Genomic DNA, 22,071 nt, shown 5'->3' with positions numbered 1-22,071 from the left:
GCCATGGCTATCGAGCCAAAATCACCGCGCAAACGTGCGGTTAAGAAATCAAGTAAGAAATCATTAGGCGTTCCCACAGTTGATACAACTGCAGATGGAGCAGAAAGTGCAGCACCTGATACAGAGGCTGCTCCTAAATCGCGTAAGAAAGCTGCCGCGATCCCAGTTCCGGTCTTTCAAGCTGCTCCGTCAGACGCTGTTGCTCCAAAGCGCGCAACTAAAGCTGCCAAGAAGCAAGCGCCAACAAAAGAGAGCGCTGAACCAGCGGCAACGGATGCGGACTCTGAAGATTCAGATTCCCGCACCGGACGCAATCGCCGTCGCCGTCGCGGTGGCCGCGGTCGTCGCAAGCCACAAGTTGATGGTCAAACAACGGATGATTTAGATTCTGAAGAAGGTACAGATGATTCTGGCGATTCCGAGGATGGTTCGGCAGAAGGTGGCACACATCGTCGCCGTCGTCGCCGTCGTGCAACTGGTGAAGGAATCACACCAGGTGAAGTCATTGATGAAGATGGTGTTGTCACTATCGTTAAAGTTCGCGAAGTTCGTGAAAAATCAGAGCGTCCAGCACGTGAGCGCACAGAGCGTGGAACACGCAATCGCCGTGATCGCGATCGTGGGCGCAGTGAGTCTCGTGAATACCGCGAGCCATATCGTCGCCGCGGCACCATTATTACTGATGGCGAATTCTTAGCTCGTCGTGAAAATGTTGATCGCGAGATGGTTGTTCGCCAAATCGGAGATCGTATCCAGATTGCTGTTATTGAAGATAATGTGATGGTTGAGCACTATGTCAATAGAAATGCCAACGTCTCCTATGTGGGTAACGTCTATCTTGGTCGCGTGCAGAACGTGCTGCCATCGATGGAAGCAGCCTTTGTTGATATCGGTAAGGGACGCAACGCTGTTCTCTATGCTGGTGAAGTTAATTGGGATGCAGCCGGAATCTCTGAATCGCAACCTCGTAAGATTGAAATGGTTTTGAAAACTGGTCAACCTGTTCTTGTTCAGGTAACAAAAGATCCGATTGGTCAAAAGGGTGCACGCCTAACCAGTCAAATCTCACTTCCAGGACGATATGTTGTCTATGTTCCTGGCGGTGGCATGAGTGGAATCTCAAAGCGTCTTCCAGAATCAGAGCGCACTCGCCTTAAAGCAATTCTTAAAAACCTCATTCCTGATACTGCTGGCGTAATTGTGCGCACAGCAGCAGAAGGTGTCTCTGAAGTTGAACTCACCGCAGATGTGGAAAGACTGAAAGCGCAATGGGAAGATATTTTCCAGAAGTCAGAAAATCCAAACTTCCATGCACCGGCACTTCTGCTCTCAGAGCCAGATCTTGCCGTGCGCGTTATCCGCGATATCTTTAATGAAGATTTCCGTAAGCTCATCATTCAGGGCAATGAAGCATGGGATGAAATCACTTCCTACCTAGGCTCCATCGCTCCAGAACTTGTGGCCAAGATTGAAAAGTATTCAGGCAGCGGAGATCTATTTGCTGATTACCGCGTCGAGGAGCAGTTGGCCAAGGCATTTGATCGCAAGGTTTATCTGCCTTCAGGTGGTTCACTTGTTATCGATCGCACCGAAGCTATGGTCGTGATTGATGTGAACACAGGTAAGTTCATTGGTAAGGGTGGAAACCTGGAAGAGACAGTGACTAAGAACAACTTAGAAGCGGCAGAGGAAATTGCCCGTCAACTTCGTCTTCGTGACTTAGGTGGAATTGTGGTCATCGACTTCATCGATATGGTTCTTGAATCAAATCGCGATGCCGTGCTTCGTCGCCTCGTTGAATCACTGGGTCGCGATCGCACCAAGCATCAAGTTGCTGAAGTAACCTCACTAGGTCTGGTTCAAATGACTCGTAAGCGTGTGGGACAAGGCCTGATTGAGGCCTTCTCAACCACATGTGACTCATGTAATGGACGTGGAATTCATGTGCATATGGATCCAGTGAAGATGAAGGCACCGATGCCACAAGTGAATTCACAGTCATCACATCATCCAGATGTTGAAGAAGATTCAGCAACGGATCATGAATTTCATGAAACGTTAAATGATGAGAGTCCAGCAGAAGAAGCTGAAGCAGTCGTTACCCCCAAGGGAAAGCGCCGCCGCAGGGCCGCTAGCTCCGGGGTCATCACCGCCTAGCCTCACAAATGAAGTGAATTTAGGGGTCAATTTGACCCATGGGGTATGAAATCCGTACCCTTAGCGTCTGCCTGAACGCGCTCTATGCGTGAATCAAGCTTGAAACTATTACACGAAGAACTGAGGCAATGAGCATGTACGCAATCGTTAAAGCTGGCGGACGCCAGGAGAAGGTAACTGTTGGCGAGACCATCACCGTTGATCGCATCGACGCTGCTGCTGGTTCATCAGTTTCTTTCCCAGCTCTTCTGGTCGTTGATGGCGCAAGTGTCACAACAGACCCAAAGGTTCTCTCAAGCATCAAGGTCACTGGCGAAGTGATTGACGAAGTAAAGGGTCCAAAGATCGACATCCTTCGTTACAAGAACAAGACAGGTCATCGCCGTCGTCAAGGTTTTCGTGCACAGCACACTCGCGTAAAGATCACCGCAATCAGCGGTGCTAAGTAAGGGTTAAGGGAGCAAATAAATGGCAAGTAAAAAGGGTGTTTCCTCAACTCGTAACGGTCGCGATTCAAACCCACAGTACCTCGGTATTAAGCGTTTCGGCGGTCAAGAAGTTAATGCAGGTGAGATTCTCGTTCGTCAGCGTGGAACACACTTCCACCCAGGCAAGAACGTAGGACGCGGTAAAGATGACACACTATTTGCTCTTGCAGCTGGTGCAGTTGAATTCGGTCGCGCTCGCGGTCGTCGCGTAGTGAATGTAGTCCCTGCAGTTTAATTAAGGTTTCTCTACAAAGAGCGGGCCGCATTTATCGCGGTCCGCTTTTTTATTTAACAAATATTTCAACAAGTAGCTAGAAAGGGCAGATGAGATGACAACATTTATCGATAGCGTCACTCTCTTTGCCACTGCCGGAAAAGGCGGCGACGGCTGCGTCTCTGTTAAGCGTGAAAAATTTAAGCCACTCGGTGGTCCAGATGGCGGCAATGGCGGACGCGGGGGAGACATCATTTTGGTTGTTGATTCATCTGTGACAACTTTGCTTGATTTCCATCACTCACCACATCGCAAAGCAACATCAGGTCACCAAGGATTCGGTGATCGTAAAGATGGAGTATCAGGTGAAGATCTCATCATGCCTGTTCCTAATGGCACAGTTGTCTATGATGAAAATGGGGCACAAATTGCAGATCTCGTTGGTATCGGCACAACATTTCTTGCTGCACGTGGTGGCCACGGCGGATTAGGAAACTTAGCTCTCTCTTCTTCTAAGCGCCGCGCACCAGGGTTTGCACTTCTTGGTGAGCCAGGTGAAGAACGCAGACTCACACTCGAACTTAAATCAGTTGCTGATATCGCACTCGTTGGTTTTCCTAGCGCCGGTAAATCCTCACTTATCGCTGCAGTATCAGCGGCTCGACCAAAGATTGCCGACTATCCATTTACTACTCTTGTTCCAAATCTTGGTGTTGTGCAAGCTGGCGATACCCGCTTTACCGTGGCAGATGTTCCAGGACTTATTCCAGGTGCATCACAAGGAAAAGGACTAGGACTTCAATTCTTGCGCCACGTAGAGCGCTGCGTCGCACTTGTGCATGTACTTGATTGCGGCACTCTGGAGACAGATCGCAATCCGGTTGATGATTTGGATGCTATTGAAAATGAACTCGCACTCTATGGCGGACTAGAAGATCGCGTTCGTATTGTCGCGCTCAATAAAATTGACTTACCTGATGGCAAAGCGATGGCCGATATGGTGCAGGAGCAGCTGAAAGAAAAAGGTTACGAGGTTTACCCAGTATCTGCAGCAAGCCGGGAAGGTTTACCTGAACTTATGTATGCCATGGCTCGACTTGTGCAACGCGAGCGAGCAGAAGCTGCGAAAGAAGAACGTACGCGCATCATCTTGCGCCCAGTTGCAGTCGATGATTCTGGGTTCTCAGTGCAACTCAATGGTGATGGATCCTTTAGCGTGCGCGGACAGAAAGTAGTTCGTTGGGTGCGCCAGACAAACTTTAAGAATGCCGAAGCTATTGGTTATCTCGCAGATCGCCTGGCGCAGTTAGGTGTTGAGAAGGAACTCTTTAAGAAGGGCGCAGTTGCAGGTTCTGAAGTGCGCATTGGTTCTGGTGATAACGAAGTTGTCTTTGAATGGGAGCCAACTATTGAAGCCGGCGCTGAGCAACTTGCTGGCTTCTTACATCGCCGCGGAGAAGATTCACGGCTTGAAGGTGCATGGGGCGCAGTTGAGCCTGAGGTAGATAAACTTTCAGATGACGAAATTGCCCGTCAATGGGAATATAACGTGGAAGAGCCAACAAATCCTGAAATAAAGTTATCATTAGCTCAACTAGAAGAGAGCGAAGAAGAAAGCCATGACAAGTGAACCGCGAGGCTTTAACCAGCGCTAAGCGCATCGTCATCAAAATCGGCTCGTCATCTCTCACCGGTGCTGCTGGGTCAGAGTTAGATCCACACGCTGTTGCAAAAATTGTTGACTTTGCTTACTCACTGAAAAAGCGCGGCGCCGATGTACTCCTTGTTTCATCTGGTGCGATTGCTGCCGGGTTGGCGCCATTGGGCTTAAAAGTTCGCCCAAAGGATTTAGCTACCCAACAAGCGGCGGCCTCGGTCGGACAAGGTTTACTTATTGCCCAGTATCACGAGAAGTTTTCTGCCCATGGTGTTATCTCTTCCCAGGTTCTGCTGACAACTGAAGATATTGTGCGCCGCTCGCACTATCAAAATGCGCAGCAAACGCTCACTAAATTGCTCTCACTGGGTGTGATTCCGATTGTCAATGAAAATGACACTGTTGGAACCCAGGAAATTAGATTTGGTGACAACGATCGGCTCGCAGCACTTGTTGCACTGCTTATCCATGCTGATTTACTCATTCTTGTCTCAGATATTGATGCGCTCTATGACGCACCACCAACACAAAGTGGTGCACAACCAATTCGATATGTCGCCACAATGTCAGATATTGAAACCATTGTCTTAGGTGGAGCAGGCTCTGCCGGTGTGGGTAGTGGCGGAATGGTGACCAAGGTAGAGGCAGCGCGCATTGCAACCAGTGCTGGAATTGCAATGCTCCTTACATCTCTTGCACATTGCGGTCATGCAATCGCGGGTGAAGATTATGGAACCTTCTTTGCCCCGCAGAGTTCGAAGGCGACCTCACGTCTACTATGGCTAGCGCATGCTTCAACGCCACAGGGGCGCCTTATTCTCGATGCCGGAGCAGTGAAGGCAATTCTTGAAAGAGGAGTGTCCTTACTTCCAGCCGGCGTCACAGCTGTTGAAGGAGAGTTCATTTCGGGTGACACTGTTGAACTTGCTTCTGAAGCTGGCAAAGTTATTGCACGTGGCCTCGTTGCATTTGATTCATCTGAAATTCCACAAATGCTAGGGCGTTCAACAAAGGAACTTGCAGCATCACTGGGCGCGGAATACGAGCGCGAGCTTGTGCATAGAGATGATTTAGTACTCCTATGAGCGCCGAAGCAATCATTGCTGAGCTGGCAAAGAAAGCCCGTATCGCTGCGCGCACTTTATCTACAGCCACAGGTGCCGAGCGAAAGTCGGCACTTGAAGTTATTGCGCAGGCAATTGAATCGCGGAGCGCCGAAATCTTGGCGGCAAATGAAATTGATATGCAGAATGCGCGCAAAGAGCAGATGCATCCGCAGATGCAGGATCGGCTCTTACTTACCGCAGAACGCATTAAAGGTATTGCCGGGGGAGCGCGCCAAGTGGCAGCCCTTGCAGATCCACTCGGAATTACACTTCGTGAAAGTACGCTTCCTAACGGCCTTCATCTGCAACAAGTATCGGTTCCATTCGGTGTGATCGGAATGGTCTATGAGGCACGTCCTAACGTCACAGTCGATGCCGCAGTAATTCTGCTGATGTCAGGAAATGCTGCGCTCTTGCGTGGTTCATCATCGGCGCGCAATAGCAATGAAATCTTGGTCAACGTCATGCGCGACGCCTTAAGTAATACAAAGATTTCACCTGAAGTGATTCAACTTGTTCCATCCGAAGATCGGGCAACGACTAAAGCCTTGCTCACAGCTCGTGGGAAAGTAGACCTTGTCATCCCTCGCGGCAGCGCTGCGCTGATTCGCATGGTCGTTGATGAATCAACGGTGCCAACAATTGAAACTGGCGCTGGCGTATGTCACGTCTATATTGATGAATTTGCAGATATTCAAAAGGCGCTTCCAATTCTTATTAACTCAAAGACGCATCGGCCTAGTGTTTGCAATGCAGCAGAGACCTTGTTGGTGCATAAGGCAATCGCTCCCACATTCTTGCCAATTGCACTTAGAGCCCTCAGTGATGCTGGGGTCATTTTGCATACTGATGTCACTGCTCAGAAGGTGGCCGAGAAGTTCAACATTGCAGCAACTATTGCAACGGATGAAAACTGGTCGACTGAATATGGTGTGCTAGAGATGAATGTGGGGGTCGTAGATTCCGTTGATGCTGCAGCTGATCACATTGCGCAATACGGAACTAACCACACTGAAGCTATTGTCACTGAAGATAAAGCGGTCGCCGCTCGGTTTATCGCCCTCTCTGATTGCGCTGCGGTGATGGTCAATACCTCAACCCGATTTACCGATGGCGAACAAATGGGATTCGGTGCAGAGATCGGCATCTCAAATCAGAAGTTGCATGCACGCGGTCCAATGGGGTTAGAGGCGATGACAACTACTACCTGGATTGTTACCGGCACTGGCCAGATTCGCTCTTAAACCAAACCTTTTATAGACTCCAGCACATGAGCAGCCTCTCCCGCGATGATGTCGCAAAACTTGCAGGCCTTGCCCGAATTGAAATGACAGAGGAAGAGCTAGTAAGCCTTGCTTCCCAATTTGGAATGATTCTTGATGCCGTTGCACGAGTTCAAGAGGTTGATCTGACCGGGGTTAAAGCAACATCGCACCCACAGCTACTAGAAAATATTGCGCGTCCAGATGTTGTGCTCCCAAGTCTTTCGCCAACAGATGCGCTCTCTGGTGCTCCGGCACAAGAGGAGCAACGTTTTCGCGTTCCACAAATTCTTGGTGAGGCAGAATGATTCGCCAGAACGCAACCCAGATGGCCGCTGCTTTGGCAGATGGATCAACTACTGCTGTTGAATTAACCAAGGCACACCTTGATCAGATTGCGGCCGTTGATGGTCAAGTGAAAGCCTTTTTACATGTTGATGCCGAAGGCGCACTTGCCCAAGCAAAGGCGGTAGATGAAAAACGTAAGGGTGGCGAAAAGCTTTCACCTCTTGCCGGAATTCCATTAGCCCTTAAAGACGTGTTGGCACAACGCGGAGTTCCTACAACTGCTGGCTCAAAGATTTTGCAAGGCTGGCGCCCGCCCTATGACTCTACAGTTGTGAGCAAACTTAAAGATGCGGGCCTTGTGATATTAGGTAAGACAAATATGGATGAATTTGCCATGGGTTCATCGACTGAGAACTCTGGCTATGGCCCAACATTTAATCCGTGGGATTTAACTCGCACACCTGGTGGTTCATCCGGTGGATCAGCTGCTGCCGTCTCTGCCTTTCAAGCACCACTTGCCGTGGGTTCAGATACTGGTGGGTCCATTCGCCAACCGGCAGCGCTTACCGGAATCGTCGGAGTTCGCCCCACATATGGCGCCGTCTCTCGCTTTGGTTTGATTGCATATTCATCAAGTCTTGATCAAGCCGGGCCCTTTGGTCGCACCGTATTAGATACCGCGCTTCTCCATGAAGTGATGGCAGGACATGATCCAAAAGATGCAACAAGTATTAACGCACCTGTTCCGGCAGTAGTTGCTGCGGCAAAGAGCGGTGATGTTAAAGGGATGAAGATTGGCGTGATTAAGCAGCTACAAGGTGCTGGATATCAGAAGGGCGTGCAAGCAAGTTTCGATGAATCACTGCAGGTTCTGGCTTCCCTGGGAGCTGAAATTGTGGAAGTAGATTGTCCAAACTTTGAATACGCACTTGCTGCCTATTACTTAATCGCGCCTTCTGAGTGTTCTTCGAACTTGGCACGCTTTGATGCGATGCGCTACGGACTTCGCACAGGAGATGCAGCTGGCGCATCGGCCGAAGCAGTTATGAGCGCTACTCGCGATGCTGGTTTTGGCCGCGAAGTAAAGCGCCGCATCATCCTCGGAACATATGCACTCTCATCTGGTTATTACGATGCTTACTACGGCAGTGCGCAGAAGATTCGCACCTTAATCATTCAAGATTACGCAAAGGCATTTACCAAAGCCGATGTTCTAGTCTCGCCAACAGCTCCCACAACTGCTTATAAAATTGGGGAAAAAGTTGATGACCCCATGGCAATGTATTTAGGTGATGTGGCAACTATTCCAGTAAACCTTGCTGGTATCTGTGGCATGTCACTGCCGGCAGGTTTAGCCGAAGAAGATAATTTGCCAGTTGGTTTCCAAATCATGGCACCTGCCATGCAAGATCAACGTCTCTATCAAGCCGGGGCAGCACTGGAAGCAGCGCTGCTTGCAAAGTGGGGCGCACCGATTCTTTCCCAGGCACCAGTGTTGGCAGGGGGCAAGTAATGGCGCTTCCAACATATGACGAAGTAGTTGCTAAGTGGGATCCAGTACTGGGTCTTGAGGTTCACGTTGAACTCAATACTCATAGCAAGATGTTCTGTTCTTGCGCCACAGAGTTTGGCGCAGAGCCAAACACCCAAACTTGTCCGGTCTGTTTAGCACTTCCGGGCGCCCTGCCGGTGGTCAATGAGAAAGCAATTGAATCAACGATTCTGATTGGCCTGGCGCTGAACTGCAAAATCGCGCCATATAGTCGCTTTGCGCGCAAGAATTACTTCTATCCAGATATGCCGAAGAACTTCCAGATTTCACAGTATGACGAACCGATCTGTTTTGATGGCTATGTCGATGTTGAAATTGATACTGATGAAGGTCCGAAGCAATTCCGGATTGAAGTTGAACGTGTACATATGGAAGAAGACACTGGAAAGTCACTCCACGTTGGAGGTGCTACCGGTCGTATTCATGGCGCCGACTACTCACTACTTGATTACAACCGAGCTGGAATTCCACTAGTTGAAATTGTTACCAAGATTGTTCCTGGCACAGGTAAGTACGCACCAGAGGTGGCAAAGGCTTATGTGGCAGAACTCCGCGACATCCTTCGAGGCCTGAAAGTATCTGATGTGAAGATGGAGCAAGGCTCACTGCGATGTGATGCCAACGTTTCACTTAAACCAATTGGCTCTGATGTTCTAGGAACCAGATCTGAGACAAAGAATGTGAACTCACTTCGCTCGGTCGAGCGCGCCATCCGTGGTGAAATGATTCGTCACGCAGAGCTACTCAATGAAGGCAAGAAAGTTAAGCAAGAGACTCGTCACTTCCAAGAAGATACTGGCCTGACCCGTTCTGGTCGCTCGAAAGAACAAGCAGAGGATTACCGATACTTCCCAGATCCAGATCTACTTCCAGTCACACCGGCTGCCACCTGGATTGAAGAGCTACGTGCAACCTTGCCAGAACGCCCATCACTACGCCGCAAGCGCATCAAAGAAGAGTGGAACGTGCCTGATAAAGAGATGCAGGCGATGATTAACGCCGATGTTTTAGATATTGTGGAAGCGACAGTATTACTCGGCGCAGACCCCACCAAGGCGCGCACGTGGTGGCTCGGTGAGATATCGCGCATCGCCAATGATCAAAATATTGCGGTGACTGAACTTGCCATTACTCCAGCAGATGTTGCCGAACTTATCGCACTGGTGGCAGCAGGTGAGCTCACCGACAAACTTGCTCGTCAAGTAGTTGAGGGCGTTATCGCTGGCGAAGGAAAACCAGCGCAAGTTGTGGCAAAGCGTGGCATTAAAGTTGTTAACGATGATGGTGCGCTCATGGCCGCTATTGAGAAAGTTTGTGCTGAACAAGCAGAAACTGCCGAGAAGGTACGCGGGGGACACTTACCTGCAGCTGGCGCCTTGATTGGCGCAGTCATGAAAGAGACAAAGGGCCAAGCAGATGCGGCGCGAGTTCGCGAGCTTCTACTTGGCCACTTAGGTCAAGGCTAGTAACTAGTTAGTGCGCGCCTGCGCCTTCAGTTTCAACGAGTGACTCTTTACCAATATTGATAAAGAAGAAGAGCACGATTGCGCCCGCAAATAAGAGCGCGGCACTGACTTTAAATGCAGTGGTGAATCCATGCGTCACAGCAAATGGTTGAACCATCTTTCCAAGTTCAGTATGTGTTGCTGCATAGGCAGTTGTTGCAGTTGCCGCAATGGTATTGAGCAGCGCAACTCCTAGTGATCCACCAATCTGCTGAGAAGTGTTCACCATGGCACTTGCTACACCGGTGTCACGACCAGATACGCCATGGAGTGAAGTTGATGTCAGCGGGATAAACACCAGTGCCATACCTGAGCTCATGATGAGAAGTGATGGAAGAACGTGTGTGACATAGCCAGTTTCAGGTGTGATGCGGGTGAGCATCAAAAGCCCAATCCCAGCGAAGATAAGCCCCGGAACCATGAGCGGCTTTGGTCCAATCTTCGGTAGTAGTTGGGAAGCAACTCCAGCGAAGATGATGATGCCCACAGAGAATGGCAAGAATGCAAAGCCAGAGTGAAGTGGCGTGTATCCAAGAATCACTTGTAGGTAGAGACCAAGGAATAGGAACATTGAAAATAGCCCGGCTCCCACAATAAGTGAACCAAGGTATGAACCACCACGATTACGTTCGGTAATAACGCGAAGAGGCATCAGCGGACTTGCCACCTTTGATTCAATAACGACAAAGGCCAGAAGCAGTACTACTGCTACGGCAAAAAATGTGAGCGTGAGGGAATCAGTCCAGCCTTCACGAGCTGCTTCATTAAATCCGTAAGTGAGTGCAAAGAGACCGGCAGTTGCTGTCACAACGCCAGGAATGTCATATTTCTTATCGCCAGCAGCTTTTGATTCATGCACAAACTTGGCTGCCAAGATGGCTGCGAGGATAGCGATTGGAGTATTGACGCCAAGGCACCAACGCCATGATGTGTATTCAGTAAGAACGCCGCCGACGATAAGTCCAATAGCTGCGCCGCCGCCAGAGATCGCGCCAAAGACACCAAATGCTTTTGCCCGCTCTTTTGGAACGGTAAATGTCACAGAGATAATTGCAAGAGCGGCCGGTGCAAGTAGGGCGCCGAAGACACCTTGTAAAGCGCGGGATGCAAAGAGCAGACCTTGTGTTGAGGCAATACCGCCGAGTGCTGATGCACCGGCAAATCCAAGGAGTCCGATAATGAAGATCTTCTTACGTCCCATGAAGTCACCTATGCGGCCTCCCAGAAGCAGCAGTGAACCAAATGCCAATGTGTAGGCGGTGATAATCCACTGCTGATTGGCATCAGAGATTCCCAAGTCAACCTTGGCGCTTGGAATCGCAATATTCATAATTGAGCTATCGAGAATCAACATCAATTGGGATATGGCTACGACGAAAAGCGTGCGCCATCTAGTTGGGTCAAGGTTCGTATCGGTTTCTTGCTTTGACACAGGAGTGTCTCCTTTTAATTGTTTTTAGGCTGGTCTCAAATCGAGTTGGTAAGGGTAGAATTCTCTCATGTCAAAGATGAAACCTCGCTCCGGACTTGTCACTGATGGATTAGAGCGCGCCCCAGCTCGTGGAATGTTACGTGCTGTTGGAATGGGTGATGAAGATTGGGTGAAACCTCAGATTGGTATCGCATCTTCCTGGAATGAAATCACCCCATGCAATCTTTCATTAGATCGCCTTGCTAAAGCTTCTCGTAAAGGAATCATCGATGCTGGTGGATTTCCAATGCAGTTTGGAACTATTTCTGTCTCCGATGGAATCTCCATGGGCCATGAAGGTATGCACTTCTCACTCGTCTCGCGCGAGGTAATCGCTGACTCAGTAGAAACTGTGATGCAGGCAGAACGCCTCGATGGCATGGTGACATTTGCTGGTTGCGATAAATCACTTCCTGGCATGATGATGGCTGCAGCGCGCCTAGATGTGGCATCAGTCTTTGTTTATGCCGGTTCCACTCTTCCTGGTCAGGTTGATGGTAAAGATGTCACGATCATCGACGCCTTTGAAGCTGTAGGTGCCTGTGCTCGTGGATTAATCACCCAAGATCGCGTAGACCAAATTGAAAAGGCTATCTGCCCTGGTGAGGGAGCTTGTGGTGGAATGTTTACCGCCAACACCATGGCAAGTATTGCCGAAGCTATTGGCTTAGCACTTCCAGGATCTGCGGCCCCTCCTGCAGTAGATCGTCGTCGTGATGCATTTGCCGAGCAATCTGGGGCGGCAGTAGTGAATTTGATTGCAAAAGGAATTACTACTCGCGATATCTTGACCAAGAAAGCTTTTGAAAACGCCATCACAATCTTGATGGCGCTGGGTGGCTCAACTAATGCTGTGTTGCACTTACTTGCAATCGCCCACGAGGCTGAAGTTGACCTCACACTGGAAGATTTCCATCGCATTGGTTCCAAGGTTCCACTTATTGGAGATCTCAAACCTTTTGGAAAATTTGTCATGACCGATATTGACCGTGTGGGCGGAATTCCCGTTGTCTTGCGCGTCTTACTCGATGCTGGTTATCTACATGGAGATTGCCTAACTGTTACCGGCAAGACCATGGCTGAGAACTTAGCTGACATCAAGCCGCCACTGGCTGACGGTGAAGTATTGCGTGCCATTGATAAGCCACTTTCCACAGATGTGGGAATCACAATTCTTGATGGCTCACTTGCTCCTGAAGGTGCGGTCAGTAAGACAGCCGGGATTGGCGTTGAAAAATTTGAAGGCCCAGCTCGGGTCTTTGAACGCGAACAGTTGGCGATGGATGCTCTTGAAAACGGAACAATTAAAGAAGGTGATGTAGTTGTGATCCGTTATGAAGGTCCTAAGGGTGGACCGGGCATGCGCGAGATGTTAATGATTACTGGCGCAATCAAAGGTGCTGGTCTTGGCAAGAAAACACTCTTACTTACTGATGGTCGATTCTCGGGCGGTTCCACCGGACTATGTGTGGGACACATTGCACCGGAAGCAGTTGATGGTGGACCGATTGCATTTATTAAAGATGGCGATCTCATTCGAATAGATATCGCTACTCGAAAACTAGATTTATTGGTAGATGTGGCAGAACTGGAAGCGCGCAAAGTGGGGTGGAAACCACTGCCTCATAAGTACACCCGTGGCGTTCTCGCTAAGTATTCAAAGCTTGTTGGGTCAGCATCTAAGGGTGCGGTCTGCGATTAAATTTAGCGCCTGGCCCAATGGCTGTCTCATAAATTGAGACCTGCATCTCACCTCTTGACTCACACGGCACCTGCGTTGGATAATGGGTGCATGCAATCAACACGTTCGTCAGTTATTTCAGTGGTGGTGATTCGATAGCGCGTGCCTTCACGTCACACGCGCCCTCAGATATCTGAGGGTTTTTTCATTTAACAAGATTAAGCACGATGAGATTAGGGAAAGGAGTACGAAGATGACCACACATGTTCCAACAGCAAACGGCACAGCGATGACTGGAGCAACTGCGCTTGTGAAGAGCTTGGAAGCTGCTGGCGTTGAAGTAATGTTCGGACTTCCTGGTGGTGCCATTCTTCCTGCTTACGATCCAATTTATGATTCAACAATTCGCCACATTCTTGTGCGCCACGAACAAGGTGCGGGCCATGCTGCAACTGGATACGCCCAAGTTTCTGGTCGCGCCGGTGTTTGTATTGCAACATCAGGACCAGGTGCGACAAACCTGGTAACGCCATTAATGGATGCTTCCATGGACTCAGTGCCACTTGTTGCAATCACCGGTCAGGTGCCATCTGCGGCAATCGGAACTGATGCTTTTCAAGAGGCAGATATCCGTGGCATCACAATGCCATTTACAAAGCACAACTATTTGATTACTGATCCTGCCGAAATTCCTGGAGCTATCGCTGAAGCCTTCCACATTGCAACAACAGGTCGTCCGGGCCCAGTTCTTGTCGATGTTGCTAAAGATGCGCTGCAAAAAATGACAACTTTTAATTGGCCAACCTCAATTAATTTAGCTGGTTACAAGCCTCAGTCAACACCGAACGCGCAGGCAATCACTGATGCAGCAGCCCTCATTGCGCAATCTTCTAAGCCTGTCTTCTATGTGGGAGGCGGAGTAATCAAGGCAAATGCTGCGGCTGAACTTCGCGCACTTGTGGAACTTCTTGGTGCACCTGTTGTCACTACTTTGATGGCGCGCGGAGCTTTTCCTGATTCACATCCGTTGCATATGGGAATGCCTGGAATGCACGGAACAGTTGCGGCTGTAACTGCGCTACAGAAAGCTGACCTACTTATTACTTTAGGTGCTCGCTTTGATGATCGCGTGACCGGCAAGCTCTCTACCTTTGCGCCAAACGCCAAAATTCTCCATGCTGATATCGATCCTGCCGAAATAGGTAAGAACCGTCATGCTGATGTTGCCGTTGTGGGCGATGTCAGAGAAACAATGGCGGCACTTGTTCCAGCGTTGAAGGCAGCACTTGCTAAGATCAAGCCTGATCTCACCGCCTGGCTACGTCAGATGAATTCACTTAAATCAACTTATCCATTGGGTTTTGATATTCCAGATGATGGTTCACTTTCACCACAACTGGTTATCCAACGCCTTGGACAGATTTCTGGCACCGACACCATTTTCACCGCCGGTGTTGGTCAGCACCAGATGTGGGCATCACAGTTTATTTCTTACGAACATCCACGCACCTGGCTTAACTCAGGTGGCGCCGGAACTATGGGCTATGGCGTTCCTGCTGCCATGGGTGCAAAAGTTGCAGCACCTGATACAACTGTCTGGGCTATTGATGGCGATGGATGTTTTCAAATGACTAATCAAGAGTTAGTAACGTGCGCGCTAAATAACATTCCTATCAAAGTTGCCATCATCAACAATGAATCTCTCGGCATGGTTCGCCAGTGGCAGACCCTGTTCTATGACAGTCGTTACTCAAATACATCACTTGAGTCCAAGCGCGTTCCTAACTTTCCGATGCTTGCCGAATCAATGGGCTGCGTGGGACTTGCCTGTGATCGCCCAGAAGATCTTGATAAGACAATTGAAAAAGCGATGTCAATTAATGATCAACCAGTTGTCGTAGATTTCCGCGTTCACCGCGATGCCATGGTCTGGCCGATGGTTGCCGCTGGCACATCAAATGACGAAATCTTGATCGCTCGGGCTACCGCCCCCGACTGGGATTCACAGGAGCTCTAATGACTACTGCCTCCCGGCGCCAACACACGCTCGAAGTTCTGGTTGAAAACTCACCTGGAGTTTTGGCTCGCGTGGCTGGACTATTCTCACGTCGTGCCTTCAATATTGATTCGCTCAATGTGGGACCAACCCAAGACCCAACAATTTCCAAGATGGTTATCGTCGTTGGAGTGGAAGGTCACTCACTTGAGCAGGTAATCGCCCAGCTCGATAAGTTAATTAGCGTGATTTCAATTAAGGAAGTCTTGACCGGCAGCAAACCAGAAGTAATAAGTACCCAACCCGACTATCAAAACTAAGCAAGAAACTACTAAAGGAGAAATACCGTGGCAACGATGTATCACGAAGACGATGCAGATCTAGCAATCATCCAAGGTCGCAAGGTCGCGATCATCGGTTACGGCTCACAAGGCCACGCACATGCTTTGAACCTACGTGACTCAGGTGTCGATGTCCGCGTTGGTCTCAAAGAGGGCTCACCATCTCGTGCAAAGGCAGAGGCAGAAGGCTTGCGTGTTGTAAGCGTTGCCGAAGCGGTTAAGGAAGCAACTGTCATCATGCTCCTTGCACCAGATCACTTGCAGCGTCATATTTACACAGATTCAATCTTGCCTAACCTAAAAAAGGGCGATGCCCTCTTCTTTGGTCACGGATTTAATATTCGTTTCGGTTACATCAAGCCAACTGCAGAAGTAGATATCTGCATGGTTGCGCCAAAGGGACCAGGTCACTTAGTACGCCGCGAATATGCAGCCGGCCGCGGAGTTCCTGTCATCGTTGCAGTGGAACAAGATTCAACTGGCAGTGCCTGGCCGCTCACACTTTCTTATGCAAAGGCAATCGGTGGACTTCGCGCCGGTGGAATTCTTACAACCTTCACTGAAGAGACTGAGACAGATCTATTCGGTGAGCAGGCAGTTCTCTGTGGTGGCGCTTCCCAACTAGTGATGTATGGCTTCGAAACTCTTGTGGAAGCGGGATACCAGCCAGAGGTTGCATACTTCGAGTGCCTGCACGAACTTAAGCTCATTGTTGACCTTATGTATGAAGGTGGAATTGCAAAGCAGCGCTGGTCTGTGTCAGATACTGCTGAATTCGGTGACTATGTCTCAGGACCACGTGTCATTGATCCACGCGTGAAAGAGAATATGAAGACAATCCTTTCTGAAATTCAATCTGGTGCATTTGCTAAGCGCTTCATTGATGATCAAGAAGCCGGTGGAGTTGAATTCAAGGCGCTACGTGCCAAGGGTGAAACCCACATCATTGAAAACGTAGGACGCGAACTTCGCAAGATGTTCACCTGGATTAAGAGCTCAAATAAGGATGATTACAAAGAGGGAAGTGCCGCGCGTGGCTAAACCCGTTGTATTAATTGCTGAAGAACTCAGCGCTGCAACACTAGATGCCTTAGGACCTGACTTTGAAGTTCGCAATTGCGACGGTGCAAACCGCGCTGAACTTCTGGCAGCACTGGGCGCCGGAGTGGACGCGGTTCTGATTCGCTCTGCGACCAAGATGGATGCAGAGGCAATTGCTGGTGCAAAGGGTCTAAAAGTTATTGCTCGTGCAGGTGTGGGTCTTGATAACGTAGATATTCCAGCTGCAACTGCAGCCGGAGTCATGGTTGTTAATGCACCTACTTCAAATATTGTTTCAGCGGCAGAACTCGCAATTTCGTTATTGCTTGCTTCCGCTCGATTTATCTCACCAGCCCATGCGGCACTTCGCAATGGCAAGTGGGCGCGTTCTAAGTACACCGGAGCCGAGCTCTTTGAAAAGACTCTTGGAGTTGTTGGTTTCGGTCGTATTGGACAACTCGTCGCCCATCGCATGCAGGCATTTGGCATGAACATCATTGCATTCGATCCTTACTTGCAACCAGCGAAAGCAGCGCAATTAGGAGTCGAATTAGTAGAGCTTGATGAACTTCTTAAGCGAAGTGATTTCATCACCATTCACCTTCCTAAGACAAAAGAGACTGCCAACCTCATTGGTGTAGAAGCGCTGAAGAAGGTTAAGAAGGAAGTCCGCATCATCAACGCTGCACGCGGTGGCGTACTTGATGAGAGCGCTCTTTATGATGCCATCGTTGAAGGTCGCGTTGCCGGTGCTGGACTTGATGTCTATGTGACCGAGCCATGTACTGACTCACCGTTATTCCAATTAGATCAAGTTGTCGCAACTCCGCACCTTGGCGCATCAACTGATGAAGCACAAGAGCGTGCTGGAATTGCCGTTGCTGTTTCAGTTCGCAAGGCACTAGCTGGTGAACTCGTTCCTGATGCGGTCAACGTTAAAGGTGGAGCTATTCACGATGAGATTCGTCCGTCACTTCCACTTGTGGAGAAGATGGCGCAACTAGCAACTGCTATTGCTGGTGAAACCCCAGTCTCCATGGAGATCATCGTTAAAGGTGATATCTCCGGTCATGACTCTTCTATTCTTGCAATCAGTGCTCTTAAGGGAGCCCTCGTTGCATCAGGTGCCGAAGATGTTACTTATGTGAATGCACCAGGGCTAGCTGCAGAACGTGGAGTTACTTCATCTGTCACAACAACACCCGATAGCCCGGAATACCGCAGCATGATTTCACTGCGCGCAGCTCTTAACAACGGAAAATCAATTACCGTTGATGGAACTCTGATGGGTATTCGCAAGGTAGAGAAAATCATTGCTATCGATGGCTTTGACCTAGATCTGCCACCGACTGAAAACCTACTTTTCTTGCGTTATGCAGATAAGCCGGGAGTAGTTGGTGCGGTAGGTAATGCACTAGGTAGTGCGAAGATAAATATTGCTGGAATGCAGGTTGCTCGTATATCTGCCGGCGGTAGTGCGCTCATGGCACTGACCGTTGATTCTGCTGTCTCTGATGCGGTTGCTGAATCTGTGAAGAAAGAGACTGGCGCCGAAATTGTTCGATCAGTAACGCTGGTGAATTAATGTCGCGCACAATTAACCTTGCAGTTATTGCCGGGGATGGAATCGGTACTGAAGTTGTCGGTGAAGGACTTAAAGTCCTTGATGTCATTGCTGCCAAGTACGACGTCACCTTCAACAAGACTCACTACGACTTAGGTGCCGGATATTGGCATCGCACTGGTGAAGTGCTTCCAGACTCCGTTTTGGCAGAGCTTGCAAAGTCAGATGTCATCTTGCTCGGGGCGATAGGAGATCCCACTGTTCCCAGTGGAATTCTTGAGCGCGGGTTACTACTAAAGATTAGATTCGCATTTGATCACTACATCAACTTGCGCCCGGCAAAGTTAATGCCTGGCGTTACAGGTCCACTTGCCACCAAGGCGCCCATCGATTTCATCGTTGTTCGCGAAGGTACCGAAGGACCATATGTTGGTGCTGGCGGAGTGCTTGCTGAAGGCACACCTTCTGAAATTGCAACGGAAGAGTCGATCAATACTCGACGGGGTGCAGAGCGTGTTATTCGTGATGCTTTTGCACGAGCCGCTGCACGTGAACGCAAGAAGCTCACCCTGGTTCATAAGAACAACGTGCTTACTCGTTCCGGCAGTCTCTGGACTCGCACATTTAATGAAGTTGCTAAGGAATTTCCAACAGTAACTACCGATTACTTGCACGTGGATGCTGCCTCTATGTTCTTTGTTACCAACCCAGAGCGCTTTGATGTGGTTGTCACAGATAATCTCTTTGGAGATATCCTGACCGATATCGCAGCTGCAATCTGTGGTGGTATCGGCCTTGCTGCCTCTGGCAATATCAACCCAACAGGTCAATTCCCATCCATGTTTGAACCTGTGCACGGATCAGCACCTGATATTGCCGGTAAGAACATCGCTGACCCAACTGCCACAGTGATGTCTATTTCAATGATGCTGGATCACTTAAAACTCAATGATGCGGCGCGCGATGTTGAAAAGGCTGTCGCAAGTGATCTCGCATCACGTGGGACTACAAAGCGCAGCACCACTGAAGTGGGCTCAGCGTTAGCAGCATTGGTGAAGTAAATGAAGATCACTCTTAATCCACACGCTGTTCCTGCTGCAGAGCGCGAAGAAAAAGTCGCCAACTGTGGTTTTGGAAAGTATTACACCGACCATATGGTTGTATGTGAGTGGACTGAAAGTGGGGGATGGCAAGAGCCAGAGCTCAAGCCTTACGGCCCAATAACTCTCGATCCGGCAACAGCAGTCTTTCATTACGGACAAGAAATCTTTGAAGGCATGAAGGCTTATCGCCAACCTGATGGCGGCATCGCACTTTTTCGCCCAGAAGCTAATGCTCGACGCTTTGCTAAATCTGCCAATCGCCTGGCACTGCCGGAAATGCCAGAAGCGTTATTTCTAGAAACAATTCACACACTTGTTAAACAAGATGCTGGTTGGGTTCCAGGAAAAATCGGAGAAGCGCTTTATATTCGCCCATTTATGATTGCAACAGAAGTTGGACTCGGTGTGCGGCCAGCAAATAAGGCCACCTATCTGCTCATCGCCACGCCAGCAGGAGCATATTTTGATCCATCTAAGGCAGTCTCTGTCTGGATCTCTACTGAATATGTTCGCGCAGCTCAAGGTGGAACAGGTGAGGCAAAGTGTGGCGGAAACTATGCAGCCTCACTGATTGCCCAGAAAGCTGCCGCAAAAGAAGGTTGCGATCAAGTCGTGTGGATTGATGCTAAAGAACGTAAATGGGTAGAAGAGATGGGCGGCATGAACCTCTACTTTGTTAAAGGTAAAGGCGCCGATGCCACTGTGATAACTCCTAAATTAACCGGAACTTTGTTGCCTGGAATTACTCGTGACTCAATTCTTTCAGTAGCCAAAGACCTTGGTTATAAGACAGAGGAAGTCATGCTCTCTATCGATGACTGGCGTGAAGGTGTGACTTCCGGTGAGATCACCGAAATCTTTGCCTGCGGCACAGCAGCTGTGGTTTCACCTGTCGGTCAAGCAAAATCTGCGATGGGCACCTGGGTAACTGGCGACGGCGAACCTGGCGCAATCACGATGCAGATTCGTAATCATTTATTGGCAATCCAACATGGCACCACGGAAGATAAGCACGGTTGGATGCAAAAGGTTGCACTGTGAGCATCAGCGATGCCTTTCATATCTATGACACCACCCTTCGAGATGGTGCACAGCAAGAAGGCTTAAACCTTTCAGTTCACGACAAACTCACTATTGCCCGCCATCTTGATGATCTTGGTGTTGGCTTCATTGAAGGCGGCTGGCCAGGGGCCAACCCAAAAGATACTGAATTCTTTGCACTGGCCAAGAAAGAGCTAAAACTTAAGAACGCCACCTTTGTGGCATTCGGTGCCACCCGTCGTCCAAATGTGAAAGCTGCCGATGATGTATTACTTGGCGCACTTCGTGACTCAGGCGCCCCTGCCGTAACACTGGTGGCGAAGTCATATGACCGACATGTTGAGCTTGCGCTGAAGACTACGCTGGCTGAAAACTTAGAAATGGTTCGCGATTCAGTGACGCACTTACGCCAAGAAGGTCAGCGAGTTTTTCTTGATGCCGAGCACTTCTTTGATGGCTATCGTGCCAATCGCGCCTACGCTCTAGAAGTAGTTCGCGTGGCAGCTGAAGCTGGCGCCGATGTGATTGCACTGTGTGATACCAACGGTGGAATGTTGCCTGATGAGATTGCAGATGTGGTGCACGATATTCTTGGTGCATCTTCTGCTCGACTTGGTATCCATTGCCACAATGACACTGGCTGCGCAGTTGCAAATTCTATGGCTGCAGTCAAGGCCGGTGTGACACACGTGCAGGGAACACTCAATGGTTATGGTGAGCGCACAGGTAACGCTGACCTGGTCACAATCATTGCTAACTTTGAATTGAAGAAGAAGAAAGAAGTTCTGCCCCAGAACGCACTGCGTGAGGCATTTCGTATCTCCCATGCAGTTGCTGAAGTAACCAATATTTCGCCATCACCACGCCAGCCCTATACCGGTGTCTCTGCCTTTGCACATAAGGCCGGACTTCACGCATCTGCCATTAAAGTTGATCCGGCGCTATATCAACATGAAGATCCAGAATCTGTGGGCAATGATATGCGGATGTTGGTCTCCGATATGGCAGGTCGTGCTTCAGTTGAATTAAAGTCCATGGAACTCGGAGTTGACCTCAATGGCGACCGCGAACTAATCGGTCGCGTTGTGGAGCGGGTTAAAGAGATGGAAGCTCGCGGCTTCACCTTTGAAGCAGCCGATGCCTCTTTTGAACTCTTGCTACGTGAAGAAGCAACCGGAAAGCGCCCATCATTTTTCACCATTGATCACTGGCTCACCACAACTGAACGCGGTGCCAACAATGTAATTCTGACAAAAGCAGAGGTAACAGTTACCGCCCTAGGCAAAGAGATCGCATGTTCTGGTGTTGGTAATGGTCCGGTGAACGCATTTGATACTGCACTTCGCGCCGGACTCAATCAGCTTTACCCAGAACTTTCCGCACTTGAACTCACTGACTATAAAGTGCGAATCCTGGAAGGTCGCCTGGGCACGGGGGCAGTTACTCGCGTTCTGATTGAAACTTCAGATGGAAAGGGTGAGTGGAATACCGTGGGTGTGCACGAGAACGTTATTGCCGCCTCGGCTATGGCGCTGGAAGATGCCCTTACCTTTGGTCTACTACGCCAGGGTCGCAAGTCGGAGTAGATATTTCTACTACCTCCT

At 49.5% G+C, this 22,071-nt stretch carries 17 protein-coding genes and 1 pseudogene; 17 read left to right on the top strand and 1 reads right to left on the bottom strand.

What is annotated here, in order from left to right; genetic code table 11:
* Positions 1-3 precede the first annotated feature (3 nt).
* The 9 genes from A1sIIB142_RS04350 to gatB all read left to right on the top strand — a co-directional run bounded on the left by A1sIIB142_RS04350 (position 4) and on the right by gatB (position 10,190).
* Complete coding sequence (locus A1sIIB142_RS04350; protein WP_095693826.1) at positions 4-2,157, top strand: Rne/Rng family ribonuclease; 2,154 nt, start codon at positions 4-6, stop codon at positions 2,155-2,157.
* Positions 2,158-2,291: 134 nt separating this feature from the next.
* On the top strand, positions 2,292-2,606 hold the full coding sequence (gene rplU / locus A1sIIB142_RS04345; RefSeq protein ID WP_095675030.1) for a 50S ribosomal protein L21: 315 nt from the start codon (positions 2,292-2,294) through the stop codon (positions 2,604-2,606).
* Positions 2,607-2,625: 19 nt separating this feature from the next.
* Positions 2,626-2,880: a 50S ribosomal protein L27 gene (rpmA, locus tag A1sIIB142_RS04340; protein WP_017954955.1), complete on the top strand. Its 255-nt coding sequence runs from the start codon at positions 2,626-2,628 to the stop codon at positions 2,878-2,880.
* 94 nt (positions 2,881-2,974) lie between these two features.
* On the top strand, positions 2,975-4,489 hold the full coding sequence (obgE, locus tag A1sIIB142_RS04335) for a GTPase ObgE (protein ID WP_095693825.1): 1,515 nt from the start codon (positions 2,975-2,977) through the stop codon (positions 4,487-4,489).
* Entirely contained in the window at positions 4,486-5,601 is a 1,116-nt protein-coding gene (gene proB, locus A1sIIB142_RS04330) for a glutamate 5-kinase (protein WP_095675028.1), read from the top strand. Before obgE ends, proB begins: the two co-directional genes overlap by 4 nt.
* The gene (locus A1sIIB142_RS04325) at positions 5,598-6,866 is read left to right on the top strand and encodes a glutamate-5-semialdehyde dehydrogenase (protein ID WP_095693824.1); all 1,269 of its coding nucleotides are present in this window, start codon (positions 5,598-5,600) and stop codon (positions 6,864-6,866) included. Before proB ends, A1sIIB142_RS04325 begins: the two co-directional genes overlap by 4 nt.
* A gap of 26 nt (positions 6,867-6,892) precedes the next feature.
* Positions 6,893-7,192, top strand: a complete 300-nt coding sequence (gatC, locus tag A1sIIB142_RS04320; protein WP_095675026.1) for an Asp-tRNA(Asn)/Glu-tRNA(Gln) amidotransferase subunit GatC — start codon at positions 6,893-6,895, stop codon at positions 7,190-7,192.
* Positions 7,189-8,685, top strand: a complete 1,497-nt coding sequence (gene gatA / locus A1sIIB142_RS04315) for an Asp-tRNA(Asn)/Glu-tRNA(Gln) amidotransferase subunit GatA (RefSeq protein ID WP_095693823.1) — start codon at positions 7,189-7,191, stop codon at positions 8,683-8,685. The genes gatC and gatA overlap by 4 nt, the downstream gene beginning before the upstream one ends.
* On the top strand, positions 8,685-10,190 hold the full coding sequence (gene gatB, locus A1sIIB142_RS04310; protein WP_095675024.1) for an Asp-tRNA(Asn)/Glu-tRNA(Gln) amidotransferase subunit GatB: 1,506 nt from the start codon (positions 8,685-8,687) through the stop codon (positions 10,188-10,190). The genes gatA and gatB overlap by 1 nt, the downstream gene beginning before the upstream one ends.
* Before the next feature lie 7 nt (positions 10,191-10,197).
* Here the strand turns inward: gatB and A1sIIB142_RS04305 are convergent, their stop codons facing one another.
* Positions 10,198-11,661, bottom strand: coding sequence for an MFS transporter (locus A1sIIB142_RS04305; protein ID WP_095693822.1), 1,464 nt, complete (start codon positions 11,659-11,661; stop codon positions 10,198-10,200).
* A gap of 67 nt (positions 11,662-11,728) precedes the next feature.
* Between A1sIIB142_RS04305 and ilvD the strand changes: the two genes are divergently transcribed.
* From ilvD to cimA, 8 genes and pseudogenes are all read left to right on the top strand, one after another.
* A complete protein-coding gene (gene ilvD / locus A1sIIB142_RS04300) occupies positions 11,729-13,402 on the top strand; it encodes a dihydroxy-acid dehydratase (RefSeq protein WP_095693821.1) in 1,674 nt (557 codons plus the stop codon).
* 232 nt (positions 13,403-13,634) lie between these two features.
* Positions 13,635-15,398, top strand: a complete 1,764-nt coding sequence (locus tag A1sIIB142_RS04295; protein ID WP_095693820.1) for an acetolactate synthase large subunit — start codon at positions 13,635-13,637, stop codon at positions 15,396-15,398.
* Positions 15,398-15,643: pseudogene (gene ilvN, locus A1sIIB142_RS04290) on the top strand (acetolactate synthase small subunit); the annotation flags it as partial. The gene A1sIIB142_RS04295 and the pseudogene ilvN, both read left to right, overlap by 1 nt.
* Positions 15,644-15,733: 90 nt before the next feature.
* A complete protein-coding gene (gene ilvC, locus A1sIIB142_RS04285; RefSeq protein WP_190277037.1) occupies positions 15,734-16,759 on the top strand; it encodes a ketol-acid reductoisomerase in 1,026 nt (341 codons plus the stop codon).
* Positions 16,725-18,344 carry a phosphoglycerate dehydrogenase gene (gene serA / locus A1sIIB142_RS04280; protein ID WP_190283249.1) on the top strand — a complete coding sequence of 540 codons (1,620 nt, stop codon included), beginning with the start codon at positions 16,725-16,727 and terminating at the stop codon, positions 18,342-18,344. Before ilvC ends, serA begins: the two co-directional genes overlap by 35 nt.
* Positions 18,344-19,384 carry a 3-isopropylmalate dehydrogenase gene (locus tag A1sIIB142_RS04275; RefSeq protein WP_095693818.1) on the top strand — a complete coding sequence of 347 codons (1,041 nt, stop codon included), beginning with the start codon at positions 18,344-18,346 and terminating at the stop codon, positions 19,382-19,384. Before serA ends, A1sIIB142_RS04275 begins: the two co-directional genes overlap by 1 nt.
* Positions 19,385-20,467 (top strand): branched-chain amino acid aminotransferase, encoded by a 1,083-nt coding sequence (locus A1sIIB142_RS04270; protein ID WP_095693817.1) that lies wholly within the window; start codon positions 19,385-19,387, stop codon positions 20,465-20,467.
* Positions 20,464-22,053: a citramalate synthase gene (gene cimA, locus A1sIIB142_RS04265; RefSeq protein ID WP_095693816.1), complete on the top strand. Its 1,590-nt coding sequence runs from the start codon at positions 20,464-20,466 to the stop codon at positions 22,051-22,053. The genes A1sIIB142_RS04270 and cimA overlap by 4 nt, the downstream gene beginning before the upstream one ends.
* Positions 22,054-22,071: the final 18 nt, after the last annotated feature.

The organism is Candidatus Planktophila versatilis (assembly GCF_002288345.1).
GTDB lineage: Bacteria > Actinomycetota > Actinomycetes > Nanopelagicales > Nanopelagicaceae > Planktophila > Planktophila versatilis_A.
The sequence above is the reverse complement of the archived record's forward strand: the minus strand, read 5'-3'. Positions and strand labels throughout refer to the sequence as shown.